Annotated in this window: 25 protein-coding genes; 15 read left to right on the top strand and 10 right to left on the bottom strand. The window is 65.0% G+C overall.

Annotated elements, in window-relative coordinates; translation table 11 throughout:
- Positions 1-891 (bottom strand): helix-turn-helix transcriptional regulator, encoded by an 891-nt coding sequence (locus tag ACZ46S_RS07175; protein WP_464063926.1) that lies wholly within the window; start codon positions 889-891, stop codon positions 1-3.
- 196 nt (positions 892-1087) lie between these two features.
- Here ACZ46S_RS07175 and hslV point away from each other — a divergent pair, with 196 nt between their 5' ends.
- From hslV to ACZ46S_RS07145, 6 genes are all read left to right on the top strand, one after another.
- Entirely contained in the window at positions 1088-1639 is a 552-nt protein-coding gene (gene hslV / locus ACZ46S_RS07170; protein WP_295739888.1) for an ATP-dependent protease subunit HslV, read from the top strand.
- Positions 1640-2956 carry an ATP-dependent protease ATPase subunit HslU gene (hslU, locus tag ACZ46S_RS07165; protein ID WP_295739883.1) on the top strand — a complete coding sequence of 439 codons (1317 nt, stop codon included), beginning with the start codon at positions 1640-1642 and terminating at the stop codon, positions 2954-2956.
- Between the two features lie 62 nt (positions 2957-3018).
- Positions 3019-3489 (top strand): disulfide bond formation protein B, encoded by a 471-nt coding sequence (locus ACZ46S_RS07160; RefSeq protein WP_295739880.1) that lies wholly within the window; start codon positions 3019-3021, stop codon positions 3487-3489.
- On the top strand, positions 3489-3998 hold the full coding sequence (locus ACZ46S_RS07155) for a demethoxyubiquinone hydroxylase family protein (RefSeq protein ID WP_295739877.1): 510 nt from the start codon (positions 3489-3491) through the stop codon (positions 3996-3998). The genes ACZ46S_RS07160 and ACZ46S_RS07155 overlap by 1 nt, the downstream gene beginning before the upstream one ends.
- Positions 3999-4039: 41 nt before the next feature.
- Positions 4040-4312: a hypothetical protein gene (locus ACZ46S_RS07150; protein ID WP_464063925.1), complete on the top strand. Its 273-nt coding sequence runs from the start codon at positions 4040-4042 to the stop codon at positions 4310-4312.
- An 80-nt stretch (positions 4313-4392) separates the two neighbouring features.
- Positions 4393-5781: an MFS transporter gene (locus tag ACZ46S_RS07145; RefSeq protein ID WP_464063924.1), complete on the top strand. Its 1389-nt coding sequence runs from the start codon at positions 4393-4395 to the stop codon at positions 5779-5781.
- A gap of 135 nt (positions 5782-5916) precedes the next feature.
- Here the strand turns inward: ACZ46S_RS07145 and ACZ46S_RS07140 are convergent, their stop codons facing one another.
- From ACZ46S_RS07140 to ACZ46S_RS07130, 3 genes are all read right to left on the bottom strand, one after another.
- Positions 5917-8235, bottom strand: a complete 2319-nt coding sequence (locus ACZ46S_RS07140) for a transketolase (protein ID WP_464063923.1) — start codon at positions 8233-8235, stop codon at positions 5917-5919.
- Between the two features lie 134 nt (positions 8236-8369).
- Positions 8370-8885 (bottom strand): RcnB family protein, encoded by a 516-nt coding sequence (locus ACZ46S_RS07135; protein ID WP_464063922.1) that lies wholly within the window; start codon positions 8883-8885, stop codon positions 8370-8372.
- Between the two features lie 186 nt (positions 8886-9071).
- Entirely contained in the window at positions 9072-10418 is a 1347-nt protein-coding gene (locus tag ACZ46S_RS07130) for an NAD(P)H-hydrate dehydratase (RefSeq protein WP_464063921.1), read from the bottom strand.
- A gap of 28 nt (positions 10419-10446) precedes the next feature.
- On the opposite strand from ACZ46S_RS07130, the gene parA reads away from it, so the two are divergent.
- A complete protein-coding gene (gene parA / locus ACZ46S_RS07125; protein WP_464063920.1) occupies positions 10447-11076 on the top strand; it encodes a ParA family partition ATPase in 630 nt (209 codons plus the stop codon).
- A gap of 283 nt (positions 11077-11359) precedes the next feature.
- On the opposite strand, the gene ACZ46S_RS07120 is transcribed toward parA, so the two are convergent.
- Positions 11360-11677 carry a YciI family protein gene (locus tag ACZ46S_RS07120; protein WP_464063919.1) on the bottom strand — a complete coding sequence of 106 codons (318 nt, stop codon included), beginning with the start codon at positions 11675-11677 and terminating at the stop codon, positions 11360-11362.
- 123 nt (positions 11678-11800) lie between these two features.
- Here ACZ46S_RS07120 and ACZ46S_RS07115 point away from each other — a divergent pair, with 123 nt between their 5' ends.
- A complete protein-coding gene (locus ACZ46S_RS07115; RefSeq protein WP_464063918.1) occupies positions 11801-12646 on the top strand; it encodes a fumarylacetoacetate hydrolase family protein in 846 nt (281 codons plus the stop codon).
- Between the two features lie 3 nt (positions 12647-12649).
- On the top strand, positions 12650-12937 hold the full coding sequence (locus ACZ46S_RS07110; RefSeq protein WP_295739855.1) for an antibiotic biosynthesis monooxygenase family protein: 288 nt from the start codon (positions 12650-12652) through the stop codon (positions 12935-12937).
- 88 nt (positions 12938-13025) lie between these two features.
- Here the strand turns inward: ACZ46S_RS07110 and ACZ46S_RS07105 are convergent, their stop codons facing one another.
- The 4 genes from ACZ46S_RS07105 to ACZ46S_RS07090 are packed head-to-tail and all read right to left on the bottom strand — an operon-like array spanning position 13026 to position 17178.
- Complete coding sequence (locus ACZ46S_RS07105; RefSeq protein ID WP_295739852.1) at positions 13026-14285, bottom strand: MgtC/SapB family protein; 1260 nt, start codon at positions 14283-14285, stop codon at positions 13026-13028.
- The gene (gene metC, locus ACZ46S_RS07100) at positions 14282-15463 is read right to left on the bottom strand and encodes a cystathionine beta-lyase (protein WP_464063917.1); all 1182 of its coding nucleotides are present in this window, start codon (positions 15461-15463) and stop codon (positions 14282-14284) included. Before metC ends, ACZ46S_RS07105 begins: the two co-directional genes overlap by 4 nt.
- Positions 15464-16297, bottom strand: a complete 834-nt coding sequence (gene sseA / locus ACZ46S_RS07095) for a 3-mercaptopyruvate sulfurtransferase (protein ID WP_464063916.1) — start codon at positions 16295-16297, stop codon at positions 15464-15466.
- Positions 16297-17178: a helix-turn-helix domain-containing protein gene (locus tag ACZ46S_RS07090; protein WP_295739843.1), complete on the bottom strand. Its 882-nt coding sequence runs from the start codon at positions 17176-17178 to the stop codon at positions 16297-16299. Before ACZ46S_RS07090 ends, sseA begins: the two co-directional genes overlap by 1 nt.
- 189 nt (positions 17179-17367) lie before the next feature.
- Here ACZ46S_RS07090 and ACZ46S_RS07085 point away from each other — a divergent pair, with 189 nt between their 5' ends.
- Together ACZ46S_RS07085 and ACZ46S_RS07080 are read left to right on the top strand one after the other, a co-directional pair.
- Complete coding sequence (locus ACZ46S_RS07085) at positions 17368-18414, top strand: AI-2E family transporter (protein ID WP_464063915.1); 1047 nt, start codon at positions 17368-17370, stop codon at positions 18412-18414.
- Positions 18415-18463: 49 nt separating this feature from the next.
- Positions 18464-18883: a YraN family protein gene (locus ACZ46S_RS07080; RefSeq protein ID WP_464063914.1), complete on the top strand. Its 420-nt coding sequence runs from the start codon at positions 18464-18466 to the stop codon at positions 18881-18883.
- 153 nt (positions 18884-19036) lie between these two features.
- Here the strand turns inward: ACZ46S_RS07080 and ACZ46S_RS07075 are convergent, their stop codons facing one another.
- Entirely contained in the window at positions 19037-20413 is a 1377-nt protein-coding gene (locus ACZ46S_RS07075; protein ID WP_464064269.1) for a dipeptidase, read from the bottom strand.
- A gap of 79 nt (positions 20414-20492) precedes the next feature.
- Here ACZ46S_RS07075 and cysS point away from each other — a divergent pair, with 79 nt between their 5' ends.
- The 4 genes from cysS (at position 20493) to ACZ46S_RS07055 (ending at position 24566) form a co-directional block, all read left to right on the top strand.
- On the top strand, positions 20493-21845 hold the full coding sequence (cysS, locus tag ACZ46S_RS07070; protein ID WP_464063913.1) for a cysteine--tRNA ligase: 1353 nt from the start codon (positions 20493-20495) through the stop codon (positions 21843-21845).
- Positions 21845-22612, top strand: coding sequence for an RNA methyltransferase (locus ACZ46S_RS07065; RefSeq protein WP_464063912.1), 768 nt, complete (start codon positions 21845-21847; stop codon positions 22610-22612). The genes cysS and ACZ46S_RS07065 overlap by 1 nt, the downstream gene beginning before the upstream one ends.
- A 208-nt stretch (positions 22613-22820) precedes the next feature.
- The gene (locus tag ACZ46S_RS07060) at positions 22821-23873 is read left to right on the top strand and encodes an aldo/keto reductase (protein WP_464063911.1); all 1053 of its coding nucleotides are present in this window, start codon (positions 22821-22823) and stop codon (positions 23871-23873) included.
- A gap of 147 nt (positions 23874-24020) precedes the next feature.
- Complete coding sequence (locus tag ACZ46S_RS07055; RefSeq protein WP_464063910.1) at positions 24021-24566, top strand: hypothetical protein; 546 nt, start codon at positions 24021-24023, stop codon at positions 24564-24566.
- The last annotated feature ends 37 nt before the right edge of the window (positions 24567-24603 follow it).

Genomic DNA, 24603 nt, shown 5'->3' with positions numbered 1-24603 from the left:
CTAGACGGCCTCGGCCGCCCAGGCATGCTGGCGCAGCATCCCCATTAGACCCTCGAAGGCTTCATCCAGCGTCTTGCCCGAAGTGTTAAAGGCGAGGTCGGACTTGGCGTAGAAGCCCACCCGGCTCTCCAGCGTCAGCCGGATATCCTCGACGCCGTTGCGGTTGCCGGGCAGCTGGCGCAGATCGCCCTGGGCCAGGACGCGGGTGAAATGATCCTCCGGGGTCGCCTGCAGCCACACGGTGAGGCAGTTATTCAGCAGCAGATCGAAGGTGGCATTGTCGCTCACCAGCCCGCCGGCGGTGGCGATGACGCAGGACGGGTAGGTCTGCAGCGTATCCTCCAGCGCCTGGCGCTCATAGCGGCGATAGGCGTTGGAGCCGTAGAGGGCCTGGATTTCCGCCGGGGCGCAGCCGGCCAGCCGGGTGATTTCCAGCCGCAGCTCGACGAAGGGATAGCCGAGCTTGGCCGCCACCATCTGCCCCAGCGTGGATTTGCCCGCGCCGCGCAGCCCCACCAGGGCGATGCGGTGATGCCGCGTGGCGCCGCCATGCGGGCGGCTATTGCCGAACATGTCGCTCAAACCCTGCAAGGCGCGGGCGATTTCGCTCGGCTCACGCCCATGCAGCAGCCGGCGGATGGAGAGCCATTCCGGCGAGGAGGTGGTCTCGTCGCCCAAGAGCTCGGCCAGGGAGCAATCCAGCGCCTGCGCGACTTGCGCCAGCACCAGAATCGAGACATTGCCGGTGCCGGATTCCAGATTGGCCAGATGCCGCTCGGACACATCCGCCTCGCCGGCCAGCACCCGGCGGGTCATGCCCCTGCGGGCGCGCAGCAATTTCACGCGCTTGCCCAGGCCAGGGAGAATTTCGGATTCGTCGATCGGAGTCATGGGGTCTGGTTCAATTCGGAAGCCATCGCCGCGCGTTAGCACTTTTTTGCCGAAGGACAAAGGGGATGCGGCGAATATTTTGTAATATAGTGCACAAAGCCTTTGTCGAGAGGCGGATTTTGCGCCGTCAGCTGCGCGTTTTGCGCAAAAATCGCGCCCCTTGCCGGAGAACAAGGCGGGTGCCATCTCTTGTGCCATGACAGAGCATTACGATCCGGTGGGCTGGCATGGCACCACCATTTTGTCCGTTCGCCGCAATGGCCAGGTTGTCGTGGCCGGGGACGGGCAGGTATCGCTCGGCAACACCGTTGTAAAGGGAAACGCGCGCAAGGTGCGGCGTATTGGCAATGGCAGTGTGATCGCCGGTTTCGCCGGGGCCACCGCAGACGCCTTCACCCTTCTGGAACGGCTCGAAGCGAAGTTGGAACGGTTTCCCAACCAGTTGGAACGCGCCTGCGTGGAGCTGGCGAAGGATTGGCGGACGGACCGCTATCTGCGCCGGCTGGAGGCGATGCTGATCGTCGCCGACAAGGAGAGGGGCTTTACCCTCACCGGCAATGGCGACGTGCTGGAGCCCGCAGATGGCATCATCGCCATCGGCTCCGGCGGCAATTACGCGCTCGCCGCCGCCCGTGCGCTGATGACGGTGGATGATCTCTCCGCTGAGGAGATCGCCCGTCGGGCGATGAAGATCGCCGCCGATATCTGCATCTACACCAACGAAAACCTGGTTGTTGAAACAATTTAAATGGACATTCCTGTTTATTCCCCCCGCGAGATCGTCTCCGAGCTCGACCGGTTCATCATCGGCCAGAACGACGCCAAGCGCGCCGTGGCCATCGCCTTGCGCAATCGCTGGCGCCGCCAGCAGCTCCCGGAGGAGATGCGCGACGAGGTGGTGCCGAAAAACATCCTGATGATCGGGCCGACCGGCTGCGGCAAGACCGAGATCGCCAGGCGCCTCGCCAAGCTGGCCCAGGCGCCGTTTCTGAAAGTGGAAGCCACCAAATTCACCGAGGTCGGCTATGTCGGCCGGGATGTGGAGAGCATCGTGCGCGATCTGGTGGAAGCCTCCATCACCATGCTGCGTGAGCAGAACCGCAAGGGCGTGGAAGCCAAGGCGGAACTCAATGCGGAAGAGCGTTTGATCACGGCGCTGGTCGGCGAGGGGGCATCCGCCGATACGCGGGTGAAATTCCGCCGCATGCTGCGCGCCGGCGAGCTGGAGGACAAGGAGATCGAGGTGTCGATTGCCGAAGCGCCGGGCACGCCGATCGGCATGATGGATATGCCGGGCATGCCGCCGGGCGGGGCGATCAATCTTGGCGACATGATGAAGGGCATGTTCGGCCGCCAAGCGCAGAAGAAGAAAATGCTGGTGCCGGATGCGCGCCGGGCCTTGCAGCGCGAGGAGGCGGACAAGCTCTTGGACACCGAGCAGCTGACCAAGGATGCGCTGGCCCATGCCGAGCAGAACGGCATCGTGTTTCTCGATGAGATCGACAAGATCTGCGCGCGCTCCGATAGCGGCTTCAAGGGCGGGGATGTCTCGCGCGAGGGCGTGCAGCGCGATCTGCTGCCGCTGATCGAGGGCACCACCGTCTCGACCAAATACGGGCCGGTGAAGACGGATTATATCCTGTTCATCGCCTCGGGCGCCTTCCATGTCGCCAAGCCGTCCGATCTGCTGCCGGAATTGCAGGGGCGGCTGCCGATCCGCGTCGAGCTGAGCTCGCTCTCGCGCGATGATTTCAAGCGCATCCTCACCGATACCGAGCATTCGCTGCTCAAGCAGTATGTGGCGCTGCTCGGCACCGAGAAGGTGGATCTCACCTTCGCGGATGACGCGGTGGACGAGATCGCCTCGCTCGCCTTCGACATCAATGAGCGGGTCGAGAATATCGGCGCGCGGCGGCTGGCGACGGTGATCGAGCGGATGCTGGAGGAGATTTCCTTCTCCGCGACGGACCGCTCCGGCGAGGCGATCACCATCGATGCCGCCTATGTGAATGAGAAGGTGGCGCCGCTGGCCAGCAAGGGCGATCTGTCGCGCTTCATTCTGTAGGCGGCATCAGCCGGGGCGTGGCGGAGCTTGGCGGCCCGCGCAAAAGAGAGCAAAAGGCGGGCATGAATGTCCGACTGGCTGGATTGAGTGCGGCCCTCCTGGCGGCCTTGGCGCTGGGTGTCGCGTATTTCGCCCAATATGGGCTGCATCTGGTGCCGTGCGAGCTGTGCCTGATGGAGCGCTGGCCCTATCGCATCGTCGTCCTGCTGGGGCTGCTGGCGGCGCTGTTCGGCGGGCGGTCTGGCCGGGTGCTGCTGGGGCTGGCCGGGCTGGCGATGCTGGCGGATGTCTGCATCGCCGGGCTGCATGTCGGTGTCGAGTTCGGCTGGTGGCCCTCGCCCTTGCCGGAATGCAATGGCATGCTCACCCCGGGTGCCGCGCTGCCGATGACCCCGGCGGTGCCGTGCGACCGGCCGGTGCATTTGCTGGCCGGGCTCCCGATCTCGATGGCGCAGATGGATTTCTGTGCCGCCATCATCCTGACCCTGCTGTTTTTCAGCATGGCGGTGCGGCGGCCGAAACGGAGGCGGTGATGGACGAGACGATCAAGCGGTTTGTACGTGTGGACCATGCCGGCGAATATGGCGCCGAGCGCATCTATGCCGGGCAGCTGGCGGTGCTGGGGCGCGGGCCGAAGGGCGATCTGCTGCGCCATATGCTGGAGCAGGAGACGGTGCATAAGCAGACCTTCGAGGGGCTGATCGCCGCCCGCCGCTCCCGCCCGACGGCGATGCTGCCGATCTGGCATGTCGCCGGGTTCGCGCTCGGCGCGCTGACCGCGGCGCTGGGCGAGAAAGCGGCGATGGCCTGCACCGTGGCGGTGGAGGAGACCATCGACGAGCATTACGCCGCCCAGCGCGACGCGCTGCCCGCGGGCGAGCAGGAGCTGGCCGAGACGATCGAGCGCTTCCGGCTGGAAGAGCTGGAGCATCGCGATATCGGGCTCGAGAACGGCGCCGAGCAGGCGCCGGCCTATAAATTGCTGACCGGGCTGATCAAGGCCGGCTGCAAGGCGGCGATCAAGATCAGCGAGGCGGTATAGAGGTTTTTGGGCGCAGCTTGCCAGCGCCACCGGCTCGCGCGTTGATCCCGTTTCGCTTTGAGGCCGACCGGCAATTGGCGCTGGATTATGCCCGCACGCTGGGCGATGCGGCGGCAGAGGCGATTTTGACCGCCGGGCGGGTGGAGCGTGCCGAACAGGCACGGGTGCTGGCGCGCTTCTATTGGGCGATGGTGGATGCCAGCCTGGAGGAAGATATCGAACCGGAGCTGGAAAATCTGCATAACGCGTTTTCGGCCGGCTGCTACCAGGCGGGGTTCATCGAAATCTGGCACGCGGAGATACCTGAGGATTAAGCGCTGGGACGAGCGCCCGCATGGCTGTGTCCCAAAGAAAAACCCTGTTTTTTCGGCGATTTGACCAGTAAGCGGGAAATATGTCCGCAACACTGGCTCAGCCTGCCACGCCGTCCTTGTCCGAGGGCCTTCCCAAGCCGGCGCGGGTGCGGGCGATGATCGCCGTTGCCATGGCGGTTTTGCTCTCCGCGGTGGATTATACGGTGGTGAATATCGCCATGCCCTCCATCGCGCATGACGTGCACACCAGCAACTCCGCGGCGATCTGGATTGTGAATGCCTACCAGCTGGCGAATTTGATCGCGCTGCTGCCGGTGGCGACGCTGGGGGAGCGCTTTGGCCATGCGCGCATGTGCGTGCTCGGCCTGTTGGTGTTTTCGGCCGCTTCATTGTTATGCGCGATGTCGCAGACCCTGCCGGAGTTGGCGCTGGCGCGCGCCGTGCAGGGCGTGGGGGCGGCCTGCATTCTTGGCGTGAATGCCGCATTGATCCGCTATATTTACCCCGCCAATCTGCTCGGGCGGGGCATTGCCTTGAATGGCCTGACCATCGCGCTCGGGGTGGCGCTGGGGCCGTCTCTGGCCGCCCTCGTGCTGTCCTTCGCGAGCTGGAAATGGCTGTTCCTGATCAATCTGCCGCTGGGGGCGGTGGCGTTCTATTTCGCCGTCACCTCGCTGCCGCGCACCCCGCAAAGCCCGGTGCGGCTGGATTTGCTGAGCGTGATGCTGCTGGCGCTCGGGCTTTCGGGCATCGTCATGGGCGGGGATAATTTCGCCCAGGGCGGGGGCACGGCGCAGGGGCTGGGGTTGATCCTGGTCGGAGCGGTGGCGATGGCGCTGCTGGTGCGGCTGCAGCTGACCCGCGCCAACCCGCTGCTGCCGGTGGATCTGCTGGCGCGCAGCGGCTTTTCGATTGCCTTCGTCACCGGGTTTCTCTCGTTCGTGGCCTCGAATTTCTTCATGATCTCGATGCCCTTCAACCTGACCGATGTGCTGCATCGCGGCCCGGCGGAGACGGGGCTGGTGATCACCTCCTGGCCGGTGGCGATCGTGCTCTCGGCGCCGATCATCGGGCGGCTGACGGATCGCTATCCGGCCGCGATGCTCTCGACGCTGGGGATGGTGATCTGCGGCACAGGGTTTCTGCTGCTGCGGCTGCTGCCGCATGACCCGAGCGACCTCAACATCATGTGGCGGATTTATCTGGCCGGCACCGGGTTTTCGATGCTGCAGCCGCCGAACAACAAGGCGATGCTGATGACCGCACCGAAGCAGCGGATCAGCGGGGCGTCGGGGATGATCTCGGTGGCGCGGCTGTTCGGGCAGACGATCGGCGGCATGCTGGTGGCGCTGACTTTGGGCCTGGCGCATCCGATGCCGACGCAGACTTGCCTGGCGCTGGCGGCGTTTGTGGCCTATGTGGCGGCGGGGTGCAGCCTCTCGCGGGTGCTGGCGAAGCAGGAAAATTAGCGAAAGTTTTTGGGGTGTGGCCCTTTTTTCAAAAAGGGCCACGAGACGTTCGGGCGGATGCAACGGCGTCGTCACCACCCCGAACGTTCTTCGCCGCTTTTTTGTAAAAAAGCGGCACCAAAAAACTTTTGGAACTTAGCTTAGCGCTTCCGCGCAGGCATCCAGAATCGCGTCCGCGTCCATCTCATATTCCCGGTACAGCTCCGCCACCGTGCCGGACTGGCCGAAATGGTCCGGCCCCAGCGCCATCACGCGCTGGCCGCGTACCGCGCCCAGCCAGCTATGCGCCGCCGGGTGGCCGTCCAGCACCGTCACCAGCGCCGAGCCGGGGGCCAGCGGGGCGAGGATGTCCTCGATGTGCGCGCTGGCCTTCACCCCTTCGCGGCGCTGGCGCTGGGCGGCGCGCCAGCCGGCATAGAGCCGGTTCGGGCTGGTGATGGCGAGCAGCCCGGCCTCGGGCACATCCTCCCGCAGCAGGGCGAAGGCCTTTTCCGCCTCGGCGGCCATCGGCCCCTGATAGGCGATGGCGATGGCCGCACCCGGGGCGGGCGGGGTGATCCAATGCGCGCCGGCGATGACATGCGCCTCATTGAGCGTGCGCGTGGGCTGCGGCAGGGCGAAATTGGAGAGGCGCAGCCAGACCGCCGAGCCGTCCGGCTTCTGCATATACTCAAAGGCATGGCGCATCAGGATGCGCAGCTCGTCGCAATAGGCCGGCTCGAAGGTGGCGAGCTTGTCCTGCACGATGCCCAAAAGCGGGGTGTTGGTGGCCTGGTGCTGCCCGCCTTCCGCCGCCAGCGTGATGCCGGACGGGGTGGAGACCAGCAGGAAGCGCGCATCCTGGTAACAGGCATAATAGAGCGCATCATGGCCGCGATTGACGAACGGGTCGTACACCGTGCCCACCGGCAGCAGCCGGGCGCCGTAGAGATCCTGCGCCAGACCGGCCGCACCCAACAGCAGGAACAGGCTCTGCTCGGCAATGCCCAGCTCGATATGCTGGCCGCCGGGATGCATGTCCTTGCGCACCATCGAGGCGACTTTGCTCTTGCGGAACACATCCTCCTGCGCCTTGCGGGCGAACATCGAGCGGCGATTGATCCAGGAGGTGAGGTTGGTCGAGGTTGCCACATCCGGGCTGGAGGTGACGATGGCCTGGGAGAGCGCCTTGCTCTCGCCCTGGGCGCGGCCGATTTCGGAGAGGATTTCGCCGAATCCGGCCTGGGTGCTCATTTTACGCCCGGCGGTGCGCGGGCCGGGCAGGCCAGCGGGCACCGGCACGGCGGGGGCGGTGAGCCGGCGCCCGGCCGGGGAGAGCGGCTGCGCGTAAGGGGCTTCGTTGATGAAGCGCTCGATCCGGTGCGGGTCTTCCAGCCCTTCCAGCCGGTCCCATTCATGGCCGGGTCGGATCTTCATGGCGGCGCGGAACTCGTCCATCTGCTCGGGCGTCATCAGCCCGGCATGATTGTCCTTATGCCCGGCCAAAGGCAGGCCGTTGCCCTTGATGGTGTGGGCGAGGAAGAGGGTCGGCTGGTCGGAACTGGCGGCCTGGGAGAAGGCGCCGGTGAGGGTACCGAGATCATGCCCGGCGAGATTGGTCATCAGGCCCGCCAGCGCGGCATCGTCCAGCGGGTCGATCAGCGCGCGCAGGGGGCGGCTGCGGCCGATATCGCGCAGCAGCGCCTCGCGCCAGGCCGGGCCGCCCTGGAAGGTCAGCGCCGAATAGACGGAGTTGGGGCAGTCATCCAGCCAGGCGCGCAGGGCGCTGCCGCCGGGGCGGGAGAAGGCGTCCTGCAAGGCGCGGCCATAACGCAATGTCACCACGCGCCAGCCCATGTCGCGGAACAGCCCTTCGAAGCGGCCGAAGAGCCGGTCGGGCATCACGGAATCCAGGCTCTGGCGGTTGCAATCCACCACCCACCAGACATCGCGGACATCGTGCTTCCAGCCCTCCAGCAGGGCCTCGTAGATATTGCCCTCATCGAGCTCCGCATCGCCGGCGACGGCGACATTGCGGGCGCGTTTGGCGCCGGGCGGGAGCATCTCATGCGCCTGCACGTAATCCTGGATCAGCGCCGAGAAGCTGGTGATGGCGACACCGAGCCCGACCGAGCCGGTGGAGAAATCGATCTCCGCCCCGTCCATCGCCCGCGAAGGATAGGCCTGGGCGCCGCCGAACTGGCGAAACAGCTCCAGCTTCTCCCGGCTTTGCCGGCCGAGCAGGTAATTCACCGCATGCAGCACCGGCGAGGCGTGGGGTTTGACCGCCACACGGTCCTGCGGGCGCAGCGCGTCGAAATACAAAGCCGTCATGATCGAGGTGACGGAGGCGCAGCTGGCCTGATGCCCGCCGACCTTCTCGGCGGTGAGGTTGGGGCGGATATGGTTGGCGTTATGGATGATCCAGGAGGACAGCCAGAGCAATTTGCGCTCGATGGCCGCCAAGGTTTCCAAGGTCCCTGTACTATGTGTCCCCGTGCTGTGCCCGAGCGGCCGCATCTCATTCATACCGGCACTATAATGCCTTTTGCGTCAACAGGGAATGCATAACCCCGCCCTTGCGGGCGGGGTTATGGCAGTATCCACGACTAGTAGGCTGAGCCGGCGACGATGCTGGCGATGATGCCGCTGCTGATCGCGATCATCAGGAACTGGCCGTTATAATTCACCCACTCATAGCCCGGCGGCGGCCGGTGCAGATGGTAGCGGTCCCACTCCTCATGCGGGACCACCCGGCGCGAGCCGTTGAAATGGTCGCCCCGCGCCCAGTGACCGTCCGGGCCGCTGGGGCCGTGGTGGTATGGCGGGCCGCCATGCGGCTCGGCGCCTGGCGGGCGGTGATCCTCGCCTTGCGGGGCGCCATGAGTCTGGCCCTGCAGGCCGAAGAAGCTGGACCCGTTATGCTGGCCGCCCTGCGGTCCGCCATGGTCGCTACCCTGCGGACCGCCGTGATTGCCACCTTGCGGACCGCCGTGATTGTCGCCTTGCGGGGCGCCATGCGGCGGGCCGCCATCGGGGCCGCCATGGTCGGGCTGGGCCAAAGCCGGGGCCGCCAGCAGAGCCAGCGCGGCGACGCCGGAAATGAGAGTTTTGCTAAAGCGCATGACTGCGTCTCCTTTCGATGAAAGGATTATTGGGGTGGAAAAGGGCAATTCCAGGCCAGGAAATACGGGTTTTGTGATAAAATTTTTCTCCATTGCGGCGAGATTATGTCGTTGGCGCTGACCTGTTTTGGGTCTCGCGGCTTGCTGGCTCAGCCTTTGCCAATGGGCGCGGCGCCGAGTGAGAAATCATCTTTGTGCCAGCTTGCCGAGCTGGTCTGGCAGATCCTCCGCCAGCAGGCCCGGCCCGATTTTGGTGGCGGCCGCGCCATGCAGCCAGACCCCGGCGCAGGCGGCGGCGAAGGGGGCCATGCCGCGCGCCAGCAGGGCGGCGATCAGCCCGGCCAGCACGTCGCCGGTGCCGCCGGTGGCGAGCCAAGGCGGGGCGTTGGCGTTGATGACGGCCTCGCCCTCCGGGGCGGCGATGATCGTATCCGGCCCTTTCAGCACCACGACCGCGCCGATGCGCGCGGCGGCGGCGCGGGCGGCGCTCAGCCTGTCGGGGCCGATGGGGCCGAACAGGCGGGTGAACTCGCCCTCATGCGGGGTGATGACGGTAACACCGTGCAGCCGTTCCGGCGCTCCGGCGCAGGCGGTGAGGGCGTCCGCATCCGCGACGATGCGCCTGCCCCCCGCCGCCAGCAGCTCTGCCAGGGCCGGGCCGGCGGCATCGATGCCAAGCCCCGGCCCGACCACCCAGTTTTGCCGGCGCTGATCCTGTAACAGCTCTGCCAAAGGCTCGCGCCGCAGCATGATGCCGGCTTCGGGCAGGGCGGCGGCATCGGGCGCTGAGATGCTGACCATGCCGGCCCCGGCCCGGCGCGCCGCCATCGCCGCCAGCCGCGCCGCGCCCGGCAGGCTGCCGGAGAGGATGGTGACATCGCCGCTGCCATATTTATGGCCGGTGGGCGCGCGCGGCGGCAGGGTGAACAGGGCCGGGCTGTTCTCCCAGCAGCGCGGCGCGAGGCCGGCAATGATGGAGTCGGGCATGCCGATATCGCGCAGCAGCACCTCCCCGCACAGGCCGCGCCCCGGATAGAGCAGATGGCCGGGCTTCTTGCGCACGAAGGTGACGGTGAATTCGGCCCGCGGGGCGAAGCCGCGGACCTGGCCGGTGGCGCCGTCCAGCCCGGAGGGCACGTCGATGGCGACCAGCCGCTTCGCGGCGCGCAGCAGGGCGGCGCAGTGCCCATCAAGATCGCGCGACAGCCCGGCGCCGAACAAGGCATCGATGACCAGCCCGGCGCGGGCGACATCGTCCAGCGTCGCCGCGCCGGGGGATTTGACGCGCACATGCCAGCCGGCCCGCGCCAGATAGGCGGCGGCGACATGGCCATCGCCGCCATTCTTGCCCGGCCCGGCCAGTACCAGCGTGCGGGTGGGGCGGATGCGCTGCAAAATGGCGCGCGCCACCGCCCGTCCGGCCGCCTGCATCAGCGCCGCGCCGTTTCCAGCCCGGGCGTCGGCCGCGCCCATCTCCGTCGGGGTCAGCAACGCACCCGCAAAATTCTCTGGCCGTTCAAACGAATATGCCATTTACTCCACCTGAGGCAGGAGGCTTTAGATGGGACAGATTATCGCGGTTGCACAGCAAAAAGGCGGTGCGGGCAAGACCATGATCGCGGCGCAGTTCGGCGCCGCCCTGGCCGAGCAGGGGCGGGTGGCGCTGCTGGATATCGACCCGCAAGGCAGCCTGACCGCCTGGGGCCGGCTGCGCGAGGGCGCGGCGAAGGCGAGCCCGGCGCTGGAGGTGATCGCGGTGTCCGGCTGGCGGCTGGCGAATGAGCTGGAAAAGCTGAAATCCACCCATGATTACGTGCTGGTGGATACCCCGCCGGTGATCGACAGCGATGCCAGGCGGGCGATTCGCGGCGCGGACCTGGTGCTGGTGCCGATGAACCCGGCCCCGCCCGATCTCTGGGCGGCGGAGGGGACGCTGAAGCTGGCGGCCGAGGAGCGGCGCCCGGCTGCACTTTTGTTCAACCGCGCCCCCGCCGCCTCGAAACTGCGCAAGCGGCTGGAAGCGGAGATTGCGGCACGGCGGCTGACCCTGTTGCCGGTGGCGCTGGCCAACCGCGCCGGCTACGCCAATGCGTTTGCCGACGGGCTGGGTGTGACCGAGGCCGGCGCCACCACCCAGGCGGCCGAGGAGGTGCGCGCGGCGGTGCAGGCTTTGCGCGCATTGTTGGGCTGATTTGCAACCGGAAGGCGGCATGAAAGAAAATTCTTGTTAACGCTGTTATCCTGCAAAAAACAGCATCTCAGGGGTTGTCAGCCTGCCTTTTTTCCGCCATGAATGCCGCCGTGGCACATAACCGTCATCAAAATGTTCCGAAATGGAGCAGGTTGTCGAACGGGGCAGTCAATGCCAGCCGCCAAGTTTAGGGAGCCAAGAAACGTAGGCATCGAATCAGATGCTAAAGGCCGGTCTCTTAAAGAGACCGGCCTTTTTTAATGAACTATAATGCAGACCTACCTCAGGGCATTGGCAGGTCCCGGCCCGGGGAGCGGCGGCGATAAAAGCGGGTCACGCTCACCTCGCCCCACACATTTTCGCGGGTGAACGGGTCATCCTGCACGAATTTGTCGATCGCCTCGCGGTTCTCCGCCTCCAGCAGCAGCAGCGAGCCGATCATCTGCTCGCCATCATCGGTCTGCAGCGGGCCGGACATGATGACGCTGACCTTGCCGATTTCGTCCTGCTCCTCCAGGAAAGCCCGGTGGGCAGCGTAATGGTCGAGCCGGAGCTGCAGGGCATCCGGGCGGTCCTTGGCGTGAAGAATGAACAACGGCATGGTTTTGGCGACCCCTCCAGATTTGCTCATGCATCGGTAGTATGAAACAGCTGGCTTGACACGCCGCATGTTCGCCACCCAGCTTTGTGTTGAACGCCGACGGCTGAAAGAAAGGATGAACGCATGAAATTGCTGCGCTATGGGGATGAAGGCCAGGAGAAATGGGGCATTCTCGACGGGCAGGGGCAGATCCGCACGTTGGAGGACGCGCTGATCCATGTCACCGGCGAGGAGATGACGCTAGACTGGCTGGCGCAATTGCAGAAATTGGAGCCGGAAACGCTGCCGATTCTGAAGGCGGAGCACCGCATCGGCGCCTGTATTCCGCGGCCGCGGAATTTTGTCTGTATCGGGCTGAATTATGCCGATCATGCCGCTGAGACCGGCGCCAAGGCGCCGAAGGAGCCGATCGTGTTCCTGAAATCCCTCTCCGCTTTTTGCGGGCCGTATGATGATGTGATCATCCCGCCCGGGTCCGAAAAGACCGATTGGGAGGTGGAGCTGGGGGTGGTGATCGGCGCCAAGGCGTCGCGCGTTTCCGAGGATGCGGCGCTGGATTATGTCGCCGGCTATGCGGTGGTGAATGATGTCAGCGAGCGGCATTGGCAGGTCGAGCGCGGCGGCAGCTGGGACAAGGGCAAGGGGGCGGATCATTTCGGCCCGGTCGGCCCCTGGCTGGTGACCAAGGATGAGGTCGCGGACCCGCAGATGCTGAAGCTGTTCTGCGAGGTGGATGGGCGGATGATGCAGGACGGCACCACCGCGAACATGATCTTCGGGGTGAAGACGCTGGTGTCCTACGTCTCGCAGTTCATCACGCTGTATCCGGGCGACATCATCGCCACCGGCACCCCGGCGGGCGTGGGGATGGGCCAGAAACCCAACCCGATCTTCCTGCGGCCGGGCCAGAGCCTGCGGCTGGGCGTGGAAGGGCTGGGTGAGCAGCGCGCGAAGACGGTGGGGGGTTGAGAGATGGTCACTGAATTCGCGGATATTCTGGTCAAGCCCGGGATGGAGCAGGATTTCATCGCGGGTGCCGAAAAGAGCAAGCCGCTCTTTTTGGCGGCGAAGGGTTGCCATGGCATGAGCGTGCAGCGGCTGGTGGAAGAGCCGACACGCTTCGTGCTGCTGGTGCAGTGGGAGAGCGTGGCGGCGCATGAGGCGTTCCGGGCGACGGCGGCGTTCACCCAGTGGCGGGCCAATGTCAGCGCCTGCTTCGAGAAGCCGCCGCAGGTCTGGCATGGGGAAGTGGTGATCTAAACGTTTTTGAGGGTGTGGGAACTTTTTTCAAAAAGTTCCCACAAACGTTCGGGGCGGTGGCAATAACGGTGCCAAAACCCCAAACCGATTATAACAAAGCGATCCCAAACGAGATCGCCGCCGCCGCGCACAGCCACAGAGCGGCGGGCAGCATCGCGCGGTGGCGGGAAAACCCCAGCGCGTAGGCCGCCTTCAGCAAATTATTGCTGGCGCTGGCAATCAAGATGGCCGCCGTCACCGCCTGTGGGCTGACCGCGAATTTGCCGTCCAGCAGCGACAGGATGAACGGGTCGATATCCGAAAACCCGACCGCGAAGCTCAGCACATGCAGCCCCGACGCGCCGAAGCGCGTGGTAACCAGCTGGGTGATGAAGGCGAACAGCACGAACAGCCCGGCGAAGAGAAACGCCACCGGCAGATCCAGCGGGTTGGCGCTCACCGTTGGGTGTGGTTGCGTGCTGGCACCGCGCGCCCGCCAGGCCAGCCCCCCGGCCAGCGCCAGCGAGGCCAGAAACAGCCCGCCAAACGGCAGCGCCAGCGCGAGGGCCGCCCGCACATGGCCGAGCAGCGCGATCAAGGCCAGCAGCCGCGCATACATCATCGCGGTGGCGAGGATGACGGCGGCGGGGGCGAAGCCGGCATCCTGCGGCGCGGCGCGCAGCCCGCGTGCCAGCACCAGCGTGGCGGCGGTGGAGGAATAGAGCCCGCCCAGCAGACCGGTGAGCAGCGTGCCGGCGCGCGGCACCAGATAACGATGCGCCAGATAGCCGAGATAAGAGATGCCGGAGATCACCAGCACCGCCATCCAGATCTTGGTCCAGCCGATGCCGGGCAGATAAGGCAGGTCGGTCGCCGGCAGCAGCGGGTAGATCAGCCCGGCCAGCACCAGGAATTTCGCCAGCGTGACGCCTTCTTCGGGCGGGAAAGCGTCCGAGAAGCGGCGGATGCGCGCCTGCTCGCCCAGCGCCAGCAGCACCAGCACGGCAAGCGCGGCCAGCAGCGCCAAGGGGGCGGTGAGCGCCAGCGGCCCCAGGCTGTAGGCGATGAGCCCGACCACGCTGGGCACCAGCGAGCCATCGCCGCCCTGCACGCGTTTGCGGTAATCCAGCAGCAGCGCCAGCCCCAGCACCGCCAGCCCGACACAGAACGGCGCCACCGGGGCGATGACCCAGAGCACGAAGCCCAGCACCGCGATGAGGGTGATGGTGCGGGTGGTGCCGAAGCCTTCGGCTTCCGGCGGCAGCGCCCCGGCGCCGCGCCGGCGATAGGCGTGCAGCTCCAGCCCGATGATAAAGGCCAGCCCCGCCGTGCCGAGAAACACTGACAGCAGGGGCGGCAGCGGGCTCATGGCGCCTTGAGCGCCGCCAGCCCTTGTTCGAGATCGGCGATCAGCTCCTCGACGCTCTCCAGCCCGATCTGGAAGCGCGCCGCCTCGCCCTCGAACCTGCCCGTGCCGGCGGAGCGGCGGATGGTGCCGGTGGTGGGCAGCACCAGGCTCTCAAACCCGCCCCAGCTGGCGCCGATGCCGAACATTTGCAGCGCATCGATCATCCGCACCACATCCTCGGCGGAGAATTCGGGCTGGAAGACCACGCCGAACAGGCCGCAGGCGCCGGTGAAGTCGCGTTTGAAAATCTCATGGCCGGGGCAGGAGGGCAGGGCCGGATGCAGCACCCGCGCCACTTCCGGGCGCGCGGCGAACCAGTTGGCGACCTCCAGCCCGGCCTTCTCCGCCGCCTTCAGCCGCACATGCAGCGTGCGCAGGCCGCGCAGCGCCAGCCAGCAATCATCCGGGCTGGCGTAATTGCCGAGCTCCAGCGAACCCAGACGCAGCCAGCGCCAATCCTCCTCGCTATTCACCACCACGCCGCCAAGAATAATGTCCGAATGGCCGCCGACATATTTGGTCAGGGCGTGGATGGAGACATCCACCCCATGCGCGAACGGCGCGAAATGCAGCAGTCCCCAGGTATTGTCGAGAAACACCTTGGCGCCGTGCGCATGTGCGACCTTGGCCAAAGCCGGGATGTCCTGCACCTCGAAAGTGTGGCTGCCGGGGCTTTCGGTGAACAGCACTTTGGTGTTGGGCTGGAACAATGCCTCCAGCGCCGCCGGGGCGATCATCGGGTCGTAATAAGTAGTGTCCACCCCGAAGCGCTTCAGCAGCGAATCGCAGAAGCTGCGGGTGGGGCCATAGACGGAATCCGGCACCAGAATATGTTCGCCGGTTTTCAGATAAGCCAGCAGCGGCACGGTGATGGCGGAGAGGCCGCTGGCGGTGACCTGGGCGCGGCTGCCACCCTCGATCTCGGCCAGGGCGGCTTCCAGGGCGAAATGCGTGTCGCTGCCCATCACCCCGTAATTTTCCACCGGCTCGAAGGCGGCGCGCTGGCCGACCTCCTTTTTCGCCGCGATGCTCTCATGCAGCACGGTGGAGCCGCGCTTCAGCGGCGGGTTGACGAAGCCATATTGGCGCACCGGGGCGCGGCCGGCCTGAACCAGGGCGGTTTCGATCTTGCGTGCCATTCAGACCTCGATCGGCGTGTCGGAGCGCGCGCCCCATTCGGACCAGGAGCCGTCATAGATCGCCGCTTCCGGCAGCCCCGCCTGCACCAGCCCGAGGGCCAGCACGCAGGCGGTCACCCCCGAGCCGCAGGAGGCGATGAGCGGTTTGGTGCCGTCCACCCCGGCTTTGGCGAAAATCTCGCGCAACGCCGCCGGGGCGCGGTAATGGCCGTTTTCCAGCAGATCGTTAAAAGGCAAGGAGCGCGCGCCGGGGATATGGCCGCTGCGCATGCCCGCGCGGGGCTCCGGCACCTCGGCGCGAAAGCGCGCCCCGGCCCGGGCATCGAGCATCAGGGCCGCTTTGGTGTCGAGATTTTCGCGCATATCGGCGAGGCTGCGCACCATCTCCGGCCGGAAGGCCGGGGTGAACTGGCCGGCCAGGGCCGGGCCGGGTTCGCCGGTTTCGGTGATGCCGCCGGCGGCGATCCAGCCCGGCAGCCCGCCATCCAGCACCTGCACATTGTCATGGCCGAAGACGCGCAGCATCCACCACAAACGCGGCGCCGAGAAAATGCCGCGCTGGTCATAGACGATGATCCGGGTGGTGTTGCTGATCCCCAGATCCTGCATCGCCGCGGCGAAATCCGCGGGTGAGGGGAGCATATGCGGCAGGCCGGAAGTATGATCGGCCACCGCGTCGATATCGAAAAACCGCGCGCCGGGGAGATGCGCCTGGCGGAAATTCGCTTCCCCGTCCTGGCCTTCATTCGGCAGGAAATAGGTCGCGTCCAGAATGGCGAGACCGGGCTGGCCCAGCGCGGCCAGCAGCGCCGCCGGCCGCAGCAGCGGGCTCATCAGCCGCGCACCGCGGCGATCAGCTCACGCACCCGGGCGGCCGCGGTCGCGCCTTTCACCGCCTCGCGCCAGGTCAGTTCGGAGACGCGCTGATGCGCGGCCACGGCATCCTCGGCGCTGGTGATCATCGCGACACCCGATTGCAGGTTGGGCGGCGCGTCCGCCGGAAACGGGTTGATCGCGAGCGAGGCGCGCTCACGCGAGCGCAGCAGCACGAACGGGCCATTCGGTTCGCCCTGCGCCATCAGCCCGAGCTGCAGGCCGATCGGCTCGCTTTCCATCAGATTGGCCATCAGCTCCATCTCCCGGATCGCCGCCTCGCGCGCCAGCACGCGCAGCCGGTCCGAGACGCGCGCCGCCGGGGCGATGCCTTCGGCCAGGAATTTCTGGATCGCCGCGGTGGTGAAAATGCCGATGATCGAGGGTTTGCGGGCCTGATACATCTGCTTGCGGGCGATTAGCACGCCCACCAGCTGCTCGGCGGCGGCGCGGGCGGCGTGCTTGTCGGCGCCCATCGATTCGGCGTGCTCGTCCAGCATCTGGGAGAGAATCGCATCGAAATGATCGGAGGTGATCAGGTAGCAGACCGCGCCGAAGACCTGCAGGATCTGGTCGGCGGTTTCCTCGATCTGGCGCAGGCGCTCGGTATAGCCAACCGGCTTGGAATAATATTCGACACCGATGCCAAGCAGTGTCAGCGGTGAGATTTTCAGCAATTCCGCCAGACGGTTGACGGTATCCAGCTTGATGACCTCGCCCTTTTCATAGCGGTAGAGGGCGGCGCGGGAGACGCCGAGCCGGGCGGAAATCTCTTCCGCCTTCAGGCCGGATTCCATTCGATAGGCCCGCAATTGCTGGCCGATTTCATTGAAACGCATCATGACGTGCCATCCCCACCAGGCGTTGTACCTTCCCAACTTCCTGGAAAAAATCTCATAAATCAAGACCAAGTAGCAGATATTTTCCTAACCGGTACAAATTCCGAAATGTGAAGACGCTTTTTTGGCGGTGAGATTCGTCCCAGTTCCCGCAGGCTTGCGCGTTTTCCGGAAGCCCGGCACACAGATCCCATGAGACCCGACCGGCTGATCCTGCTTGCCCTGGCGATTGCGCTGGGGCTTGGCTGTGCCTTGATCTTGCTGCCTTTTCTGCCGGCAATGCTGTGGGCGGGGATCCTGGTCTTCTGCCTTTGGCCGATCTATACGAAAGGCTGCGCGTATGTCAGGCCGGTTCTCGCGGCAGGGTTGATTACGCTGGTGGTGGCGGTGCTGCTGCTGGTGCCGCTGGTGCATCTGGCCATGGTGGCGGCGAAAGAGGCGCGTGTCAGCCAGGGTTGGGTGGCGGATGCCCTGCAGAACGGTCTGCCGCCGGCGCCGCCCTTCATGCAGAAAATTCCGGTGATCGGCGGTTTTCTGGCGGATTTCTGGAATAATTCCGCGAACGATCTCGGCGGGGTGGTCAGCTCCGCGCGGCCGGTGATCGGCACGGTGGCGCATACCGGGATCCAGCTGTTGTTTCATGTCACCCATGGGCTCGTGGAAACCGTGGTGGCGCTGCTGTTCACCTTTCTGTTTTTTGTCTCCGGCGCGCAGATGATCGAGCGGATCCGGCTGGTGCTGGTGCGGGTGATCGAGCCGGTGATGCTGACCGAGTTGATCACGCTGGTGGCGGCGACGGTGCGCGGCGTGGTGTTCGGCATTCTGGGCACGGCGGCGTTTCAGGGGGTATTATACGCGATCGGGTTCGAGGTGGCGCGCGCCCCGCAGGCGCTGGTGCTGGCGGTGTTCGCGGGGCTGATCTCGATCGTCCCGGCCGGGGCGGTGCTCGTCTATGTGCCGCTTTGCCTGTACATGATCGCGGCCGGGCATCCGGTCGCGGGGATTTTGCTGGCGGTTTATTGTTTCGTCGTTGTCGGCGGGGCGGATTCCGTGCTGCGGCCCTGGCTGATAGCCCGTGGCGCGGCGCTGCCTTATGCGGTCACGTTGATCGGCGTGCTCGGCGGCGCGCTGGCTTTCGGCGCGCTGGGTATCTTTTTGGGGCCGGTGCTGCTGGCGCTGGGTATCGCCATGGCGGAACAGTTCGCCCGGCAGCCGCGCGGGACGTGGCGGCAACCTTGAGGTTGCGGAAATTGGGAAAAAATTAATTAATTTGTGGTGTACTGCGGATATGAGACTGCAGACAGACCAGATTAGCCCGCTTGTTCCGGTTTTTCCTGCCTATACGCGCGGGCGCGCGCGACGCTGCGCGGCCGAAACGCAAGGGCGGCGGGCGGAGGAAGAGGTTGCGGCGATGTTGCGCCGGCGGGGCTATGAGATTTTGGCCATGCGGCTGAAGACGGCGGGGGGCGAGATCGATATCGTCGCTGCGGATGCGGGCTGTCTGATCTTTGTCGAGGTGAAGGCGCGGCCCAGCCTGTCCGAGGCGGCTTACGCGCTCTCCGCCCGCCAGCAGGCGCGCCTGCTCCAGGCGGCCTCGATTGCTTTGGCGAACAACCCTGCGTGGGCGCGGGAGGCGATGCGCTTCGATGCCGCCTTGGTTGTGCCGGGCGGCATCGAGATCATCGAGGATGCGATCCGGCTGAACTGAAGCCGCTCGCGCCTTGGGGCAGAACGGCTTCAGGGCAGGTGCGAGATCCGTTTAGAGCAATATGTGTTTAGGTTGACGCGCCAGCGTCAAAATAAACACATGAAATTGCTCGCTAAAACAAACGCTAGAGCATCAAGCTAAAAGCTTGATGCTCTAGCCGGCGAAGGCGGCGAGCAGCCTGGCATGGGCGCGGGTGCCGCGATGGAAGCAGGCCAGCTCGAATTTCTCGTTTGGGGAATGGATGCAATCATCGTCCAGCCCGAAGCCGGCGAGCAGCGTGTCCAGCCCGAGGATGGTTTTGAAAGCCTCCACCACCGGGATCGAGGCGCCGGAGCCGATCAGGGCGGGTTGGGTGCCATATTCGGCCTGCAGCGCCGCCTGGGCGGCTTTCAGGAAGGGGGCGTTCGGGGCCAGGCTGTAGCCGGGGGCGGCGCCGCCACGGGTGAACTCCGCCCGTGCATCTTTCGGCAGGCGGTCCGTGACGAAACGCTCGAAAGCGTCGAGAACCTTCACCGGGTCCTGTCCGGCGACCAGGCGGAAGGTCAGTTTGGCGGTGGCGTGGGCGGGGATCACCGTTTTGCTGCCATCGCCCTGATAGCCGCCATAGATGCCGTTCAGCTCCGCAGTCGGCCGGGCCCAGAGCTGGGCCAGGGGGATTTGGTCGGCCTCGCCCGCCGGCTGGTGCAGCCCGACATCACCGAGAAAAGCGTTTGCATCGAAGCCAAGCCCGGCCCAGGCGGCTTCCTGCGTGGCGGAGACGGGGGCGATATTGTCGTAGAAGCCCGGCAGCTGGATGCGGCCCTGATCGTCCTTCAACTGGCCCAGAATATGGGTGAGGGCGAAGATCGGGTTCAGGGCGATGCCGCCGAACAGGCCGGAATGCAGATCCCGCGCGGGGCCGTGCAGCCGCACATCGATCGCCGCCAGGCCGCGCAGGCTGGCGGTGATGGCGGGGGTTTCGAAATTCCACATATTGGTGTCGGCGACCAGCACGAAATCGGCGCGCAGATTATCGCGCTCATTGGTCAGCAACTCGGCCAGAGAGGGGCTGCCATTTTCCTCCTCGCCTTCCAGCAGCACGGTCAGGCGCACCGGCAGCTTGCCGTTCACCGCGAGATGCGCGCGCACGGCTTCCAGGAAGCTGACCACCTGGCCCTTATCATCCACAGCACCCCGCGCCACGATGCGCGGGCCGCGCGGGCCTTCGATCAGTTGCGGGTCGAACGGGTCAGAATTCCACAGCTCCAGCGGGTCGGCGGGCTGCACGTCGTAATGGCCATAGAACAGCACATGCGGCGCGTTGGGGCCGGCGGAAAAATTCTGGGCGATGACGCCGGGATGGCCTTTGGTCTCTGAAAGCCTGGCCTCGAACCCCATGCCGGCCAGCGTGTCGCGCGCCCATTCGGCGGCTTTGCGGCAATCTCCGGCATGGGCCGGCTGGGCGCTGATGGAGGGGATACGCAGGAAGGCGAATAGCCGCTCCAGCGAGGCGGGCAGGGCGGCATCCACCGCGTGCAGGATGTTTTCCATGGCCGCCATCAGAGACCCCGAGCGAGAAAAAATCAATGCGGCTTGATTTGGCGGCAAAACCCTCCAAAAGAGCCGTATCATGTCGCATCTCAGCCTCTATAATACCCGCACGCGCGCCAAAGAGCCCTTCATGCCGATCGACCCGGCGAATGTGCGGGCCTATCTGTGCGGCCCGACGGTCTATGACCGCGCCCATATCGGCAATGCCCGCAATGTGGTCATTTTCGACGTGCTGATCCGGCTGCTGCGCCGGATGTACCCCAAGGTGACCTATGTCCGGAACATCACGGACGTGGACGACAAGATCAATCTCCGCGCCAAGGAGCGGGGTGTGTCGATCGCCGAAGTCACCGAAGGGCCGATCCGCTGGTATCATCAGGATATGGCGGCGTTGAACGCGCTGCCCCCCGATATCGAGCCGCGTGCGACGGAACACATGGCCGAGATCATCATGATCATCGAGAAGCTGATCCAGAATGGCCATGCTTATGAGGCGGATGGGCATGTACTGTTCTCCGTCGCCTCCGACCTGAATTACGGCAAATTCTCCGGCCGCACGCCCGATGAGCTGATTGCAGGTGCCCGGGTGGATGTCGCCACCTATAAGCGCGATGCCGGAGATTTCGTGCTCTGGAAGCCCTCCACCCCGGATCTGCCGGGCTGGGAGAGCCCGTGGGGTTTTGGCCGGCCGGGCTGGCATATTGAATGCTCGGCGATGAGCTGGAAGCATCTGGGGGAAAATTTCGACATTCATGGCGGCGGCGATGATCTGATCTTCCCGCACCATGAGAACGAAATCGCGCAGAGCTGCTGCGCTTTTCCTGGCTCGCAGTTTGCCAATGTGTGGGTGCATAACCGCATGCTGCTGGTGAATGGCGAGAAGATGAGCAAGTCGCTCGGCAATTTCCTCGTCCTGCATGAGGTGCTGGAAAAGGCCCCCGGCGAGGCGATCCGGTTTTTGCTGATGCGCAGCCATTATCGCTCGACGCTGGATTTCTCCGACGCGGCGCTGGCCGAAGCGCGCAAGGAGCTGGACCGGTTCTACCGCGCCATCCAGCTCCACCCGAACGCCCGCGAGCGCAAAGTGCCGTTGCATCTGGTCTGGGACGCGCTGCTGGATGATTTGAACACGCCAGGCGCCATCGCCGCGTTGCATAAATATGCGGATCTGGCCTTTGCCGGGAATGAAGTCGGCGCGGTGGCGTTGAAGGCGGCGGGCGAGCTGCTCGGGCTGTTCGCGCTGAGCCCGGATGAATGGTTCCGTGGCGGCATCGATGAAAGCGCCATCGAGGGGCTGGTGGCGCAGCGCGTGCTGGCGCGCATCGCCAAGGATTTCGCTGAATCCGACCGCATCCGCGATCTGTTGCTGAGCGAACATGGCGTGATCATCGAGGACGGGCCGAAGAACACCTACACGCTCAGGAAGGCCTGATGACCGGGCGCAGCGGCGGGGCGGAGCTGAGCCCGATCGAGCCTTCGCCGGTGGTGATTCTGGTGCGCCCGCAGATGGCCGAGAATATCGGCGCGGTGGCGCGGGCGATGGGCAATGGTGGGCTGTTTCATCTGCGCATCGTCGCCCCGCGCGATGGCTGGCCGCTGCCGCGCGCCTGGATCACCGGCTCCGGCGCGCACCGGATTCTGGACAATGCGCAGGTGTTTGAGAGCGTGGGGGAGGCGGTGGCGGATCTGCACCGTGTCTTCGCCACCTGTCCGCGCCCGCGCCATATCATCAAGCCGGTGCTGACCGCGCGCGGCGGGGCGAATGAGATCGTCGCCATCGGGGCGCGGGGGCTGAAGGCCGGCATCTTGTTCGGGCCGGAGCGCACCGGGCTGGATAATGACGACATCGCCCATGCGGACAGCCTGATTCGCTATGATCTCAACCCGGATTTCATGTCCCTCAACCTCGCCCAGGCGGTGATGGTGATGGGCTATGAATGGTGGCTGGCGCGAAGCCCGGAACAGCCGCCGCGTGAGCTGCAGGTGAATGAGACCGCGCCGGCGACCAAAGGCGAGCTGGATAATTTCATGGCGCATCTGGTGCGCGCCTGCGATGAGGTGGGGTTTTTGCGCAATGAGCAGAAGCGCCCCGGCATGGTGCGCAATCTGCGGCATTTCTTCACCCGCGGCGAGGTGACGAAGCAGGAGCTGAACACGCTGCACGGGATCATCTCGGAGCTGCGGCGCGGGCCGCGTTAGAGCGCGTTCAGGGTGACGCGCCAGTTTTAAGATAAACACGTGATATTGCGTGCTAAAACAAAAGCTGCCGCCCTGCGCTGAAAGCTTGAGGCAGCAGCGTCCGGCAGGCCGGGGGCGTAACCCAAGCGGTATGTTCGCCGCGCTGAGCTGGCTGGTTGCGCAAGCACCTCCGCCTCCCCATATGCCCGCCGTTCAGGAGATTAACCGGATGAAATACAAGCAGCTGGGCCGCACTGGCCTTTACGTGTCTGAAATCTGCCTCGGCACCATGACGTTCGGCGGCAATGAGAATGCCGGGTTCTGGAAGGCCATCGGCGCGCTGCGCCAGGAGGAGGTGGATGGCATCGTCGGCACCGCGTTGTCGGCCGGGGTCAATTTCATCGACACGGCGGATGTCTATTCCTTTGGCGAATCCGAGCGTCTGCTCGGGCAGGCTTTGAAAAATCTCGGCACCAAGCGTTCGGATGTGGTGATTGCCAGCAAGGTCTATGGCGAGATGGGGCCTGGCGTGAATGAGCGCGGGGCATCGCGCGGGCATATCATGGACGGGGTGAAGCAGAGCCTGGAGCGGCTGCAGCTGGATTATCTCGATCTCTACCAGATCCACGCCAATGACCCGATCACCCCGATCGAGGAGACGCTGCGCGCGCTGGATGATCTGGTCGCCCAAGGGCTGGTGCGCTATGTCGGCGTGTCCAACTGGTCCGCCTGGAAGATCGCCAAGGCGTTGGGGATTTCGGAGCGGCGCGGCTTTGCGCGGTTCGAGACGCTGCAGGCTTATTATTCCATCGCCGGGCGGGATCTGGAGCGCGAGATCGTGCCGCTGCTGAATGAGGAAGGGCTGGGGCTGATGGTCTGGTCGCCGCTGGCGGGGGGCTATCTTTCGGGCAAATACGGGCCCGGGGGCGAGAAGGAAAATGATTCCCGCCGGCTCTCCTTCGATTTCCCGCCGGTGGATAAGGACCGGGCGGATCGTTGCATCGAGGTGATGCGCGAGATCGGCGATGCGAATGCGGTCTCGGTCGCGCGGGTGGCTTTGGCCTGGCTGCTGGCGCAGAAACATGTGACCAGCGTGATCATCGGCGCCAAGAACACCCAGCAGCTGGAGGATAATCTCGCGGCGGCCGATCTGATGCTGACCGAACATGAGCTGGACAAGCTGGCCGAGGTGAGCGCGCTGCCGCCGGAATATCCCGGCTGGATGATCGAGCGCCAGGCCCGCAACCGCGTGCCGCTGCCGTTCAAGGCGCCTGAGAGGTAAGACGTTGTGCGTCAGAGGAGTGCAATTCGAGGTTGATTTTTTGCTTCCGTAATGACGCCACTCTGGCTATGTCTCTTCGTAATGAGGTGCCGTCTGCCGTGTTGGTGACGGTCTGAAACAAGCCTTCAAATTGCGGAGAGACAAGCCGTGGCTGTTCTTTGGCGTAACAATGAAAACACCAATAATCCCGATGCCAGCTATGACGGAACCCACAAGGTTTTGACAGGGACGTTTGCTGACAAGAACACGTTCTTGGAAAAGCATGTGCGGGTTTTTCCGCAAACCCTACCCGATGAACAAACCCTGAAGTCACTGGCGCTGGATGTTTACAATAACCGGCGGAAGGGCCCCGCGACGAAGGTGAAGAGTGTGGCCGGACCTGAGCGTCGCAAAGATGATCTGTTCGGGGCGAATAAGCCCCCGAAGAGTACTGTCTTCTTTGTCGACCTCAAAGGCTTTCAGGAGACGAACGCCTATATCGAGAAATTCGTCGCGAAATCAGCAGGCCATCAGCTGGTGCCAATCCTGGGTGGTGGCACCGTTGTGACCTATGACGGCACCAATTATTCGGTGGTGAAGGCGGGAAATCTGGTGCTCGGGATCAGGGTTGGTGCGGTTACCAACTTCAAAATCGGGTCGCAGACCGGCACGATGCAATCGAAAATCGTCTATCATTTGGACGGCGTTAAATAAGGCCGGCCAAAACCCCCGCTGCGGGCGGAGGCGTCTT

The sequence above is a fragment of the Acidocella aluminiidurans genome (genome assembly GCF_055383125.1).
The sequence above is the reverse complement of the archived record's forward strand: the minus strand, read 5'-3'. Positions and strand labels throughout refer to the sequence as shown.

What these genes read in the sequence shown, in the direction of transcription:
- ACZ46S_RS07175 (WP_464063926.1), bottom strand. Translation starts at nt 891, where the DNA reads ATGACTCCGATCGACGAATCCGAAATTCTCCCTGGCCTGGGCAAGCGC.
- hslV (WP_295739888.1), top strand. Translation starts at nt 1,088, where the DNA reads ATGACAGAGCATTACGATCCGGTGGGCTGGCATGGCACCACCATTTTG.
- hslU (WP_295739883.1), top strand. Translation starts at nt 1,640, where the DNA reads ATGGACATTCCTGTTTATTCCCCCCGCGAGATCGTCTCCGAGCTCGAC.
- ACZ46S_RS07160 (WP_295739880.1), top strand. Translation starts at nt 3,019, where the DNA reads ATGAATGTCCGACTGGCTGGATTGAGTGCGGCCCTCCTGGCGGCCTTG.
- ACZ46S_RS07155 (WP_295739877.1), top strand. Translation starts at nt 3,489, where the DNA reads ATGGACGAGACGATCAAGCGGTTTGTACGTGTGGACCATGCCGGCGAA.
- ACZ46S_RS07145 (WP_464063924.1), top strand. Translation starts at nt 4,393, where the DNA reads ATGTCCGCAACACTGGCTCAGCCTGCCACGCCGTCCTTGTCCGAGGGC.
- ACZ46S_RS07135 (WP_464063922.1), bottom strand. Translation starts at nt 8,885, where the DNA reads ATGCGCTTTAGCAAAACTCTCATTTCCGGCGTCGCCGCGCTGGCTCTG.
- ACZ46S_RS07130 (WP_464063921.1), bottom strand. Translation starts at nt 10,418, where the DNA reads ATGGCATATTCGTTTGAACGGCCAGAGAATTTTGCGGGTGCGTTGCTG.
- parA (WP_464063920.1), top strand. Translation starts at nt 10,447, where the DNA reads ATGGGACAGATTATCGCGGTTGCACAGCAAAAAGGCGGTGCGGGCAAG.
- ACZ46S_RS07120 (WP_464063919.1), bottom strand. Translation starts at nt 11,677, where the DNA reads ATGCCGTTGTTCATTCTTCACGCCAAGGACCGCCCGGATGCCCTGCAG.
- ACZ46S_RS07115 (WP_464063918.1), top strand. Translation starts at nt 11,801, where the DNA reads ATGAAATTGCTGCGCTATGGGGATGAAGGCCAGGAGAAATGGGGCATT.
- ACZ46S_RS07110 (WP_295739855.1), top strand. Translation starts at nt 12,650, where the DNA reads ATGGTCACTGAATTCGCGGATATTCTGGTCAAGCCCGGGATGGAGCAG.
- ACZ46S_RS07105 (WP_295739852.1), bottom strand. Translation starts at nt 14,285, where the DNA reads ATGAGCCCGCTGCCGCCCCTGCTGTCAGTGTTTCTCGGCACGGCGGGG.
- metC (WP_464063917.1), bottom strand. Translation starts at nt 15,463, where the DNA reads ATGGCACGCAAGATCGAAACCGCCCTGGTTCAGGCCGGCCGCGCCCCG.
- sseA (WP_464063916.1), bottom strand. Translation starts at nt 16,297, where the DNA reads ATGAGCCCGCTGCTGCGGCCGGCGGCGCTGCTGGCCGCGCTGGGCCAG.
- ACZ46S_RS07090 (WP_295739843.1), bottom strand. Translation starts at nt 17,178, where the DNA reads ATGATGCGTTTCAATGAAATCGGCCAGCAATTGCGGGCCTATCGAATG.
- ACZ46S_RS07085 (WP_464063915.1), top strand. Translation starts at nt 17,368, where the DNA reads ATGAGACCCGACCGGCTGATCCTGCTTGCCCTGGCGATTGCGCTGGGG.
- ACZ46S_RS07080 (WP_464063914.1), top strand. Translation starts at nt 18,464, where the DNA reads ATGAGACTGCAGACAGACCAGATTAGCCCGCTTGTTCCGGTTTTTCCT.
- ACZ46S_RS07075 (WP_464064269.1), bottom strand. Translation starts at nt 20,413, where the DNA reads ATGGAAAACATCCTGCACGCGGTGGATGCCGCCCTGCCCGCCTCGCTG.
- cysS (WP_464063913.1), top strand. Translation starts at nt 20,493, where the DNA reads ATGTCGCATCTCAGCCTCTATAATACCCGCACGCGCGCCAAAGAGCCC.
- ACZ46S_RS07065 (WP_464063912.1), top strand. Translation starts at nt 21,845, where the DNA reads ATGACCGGGCGCAGCGGCGGGGCGGAGCTGAGCCCGATCGAGCCTTCG.
- ACZ46S_RS07060 (WP_464063911.1), top strand. Translation starts at nt 22,821, where the DNA reads ATGAAATACAAGCAGCTGGGCCGCACTGGCCTTTACGTGTCTGAAATC.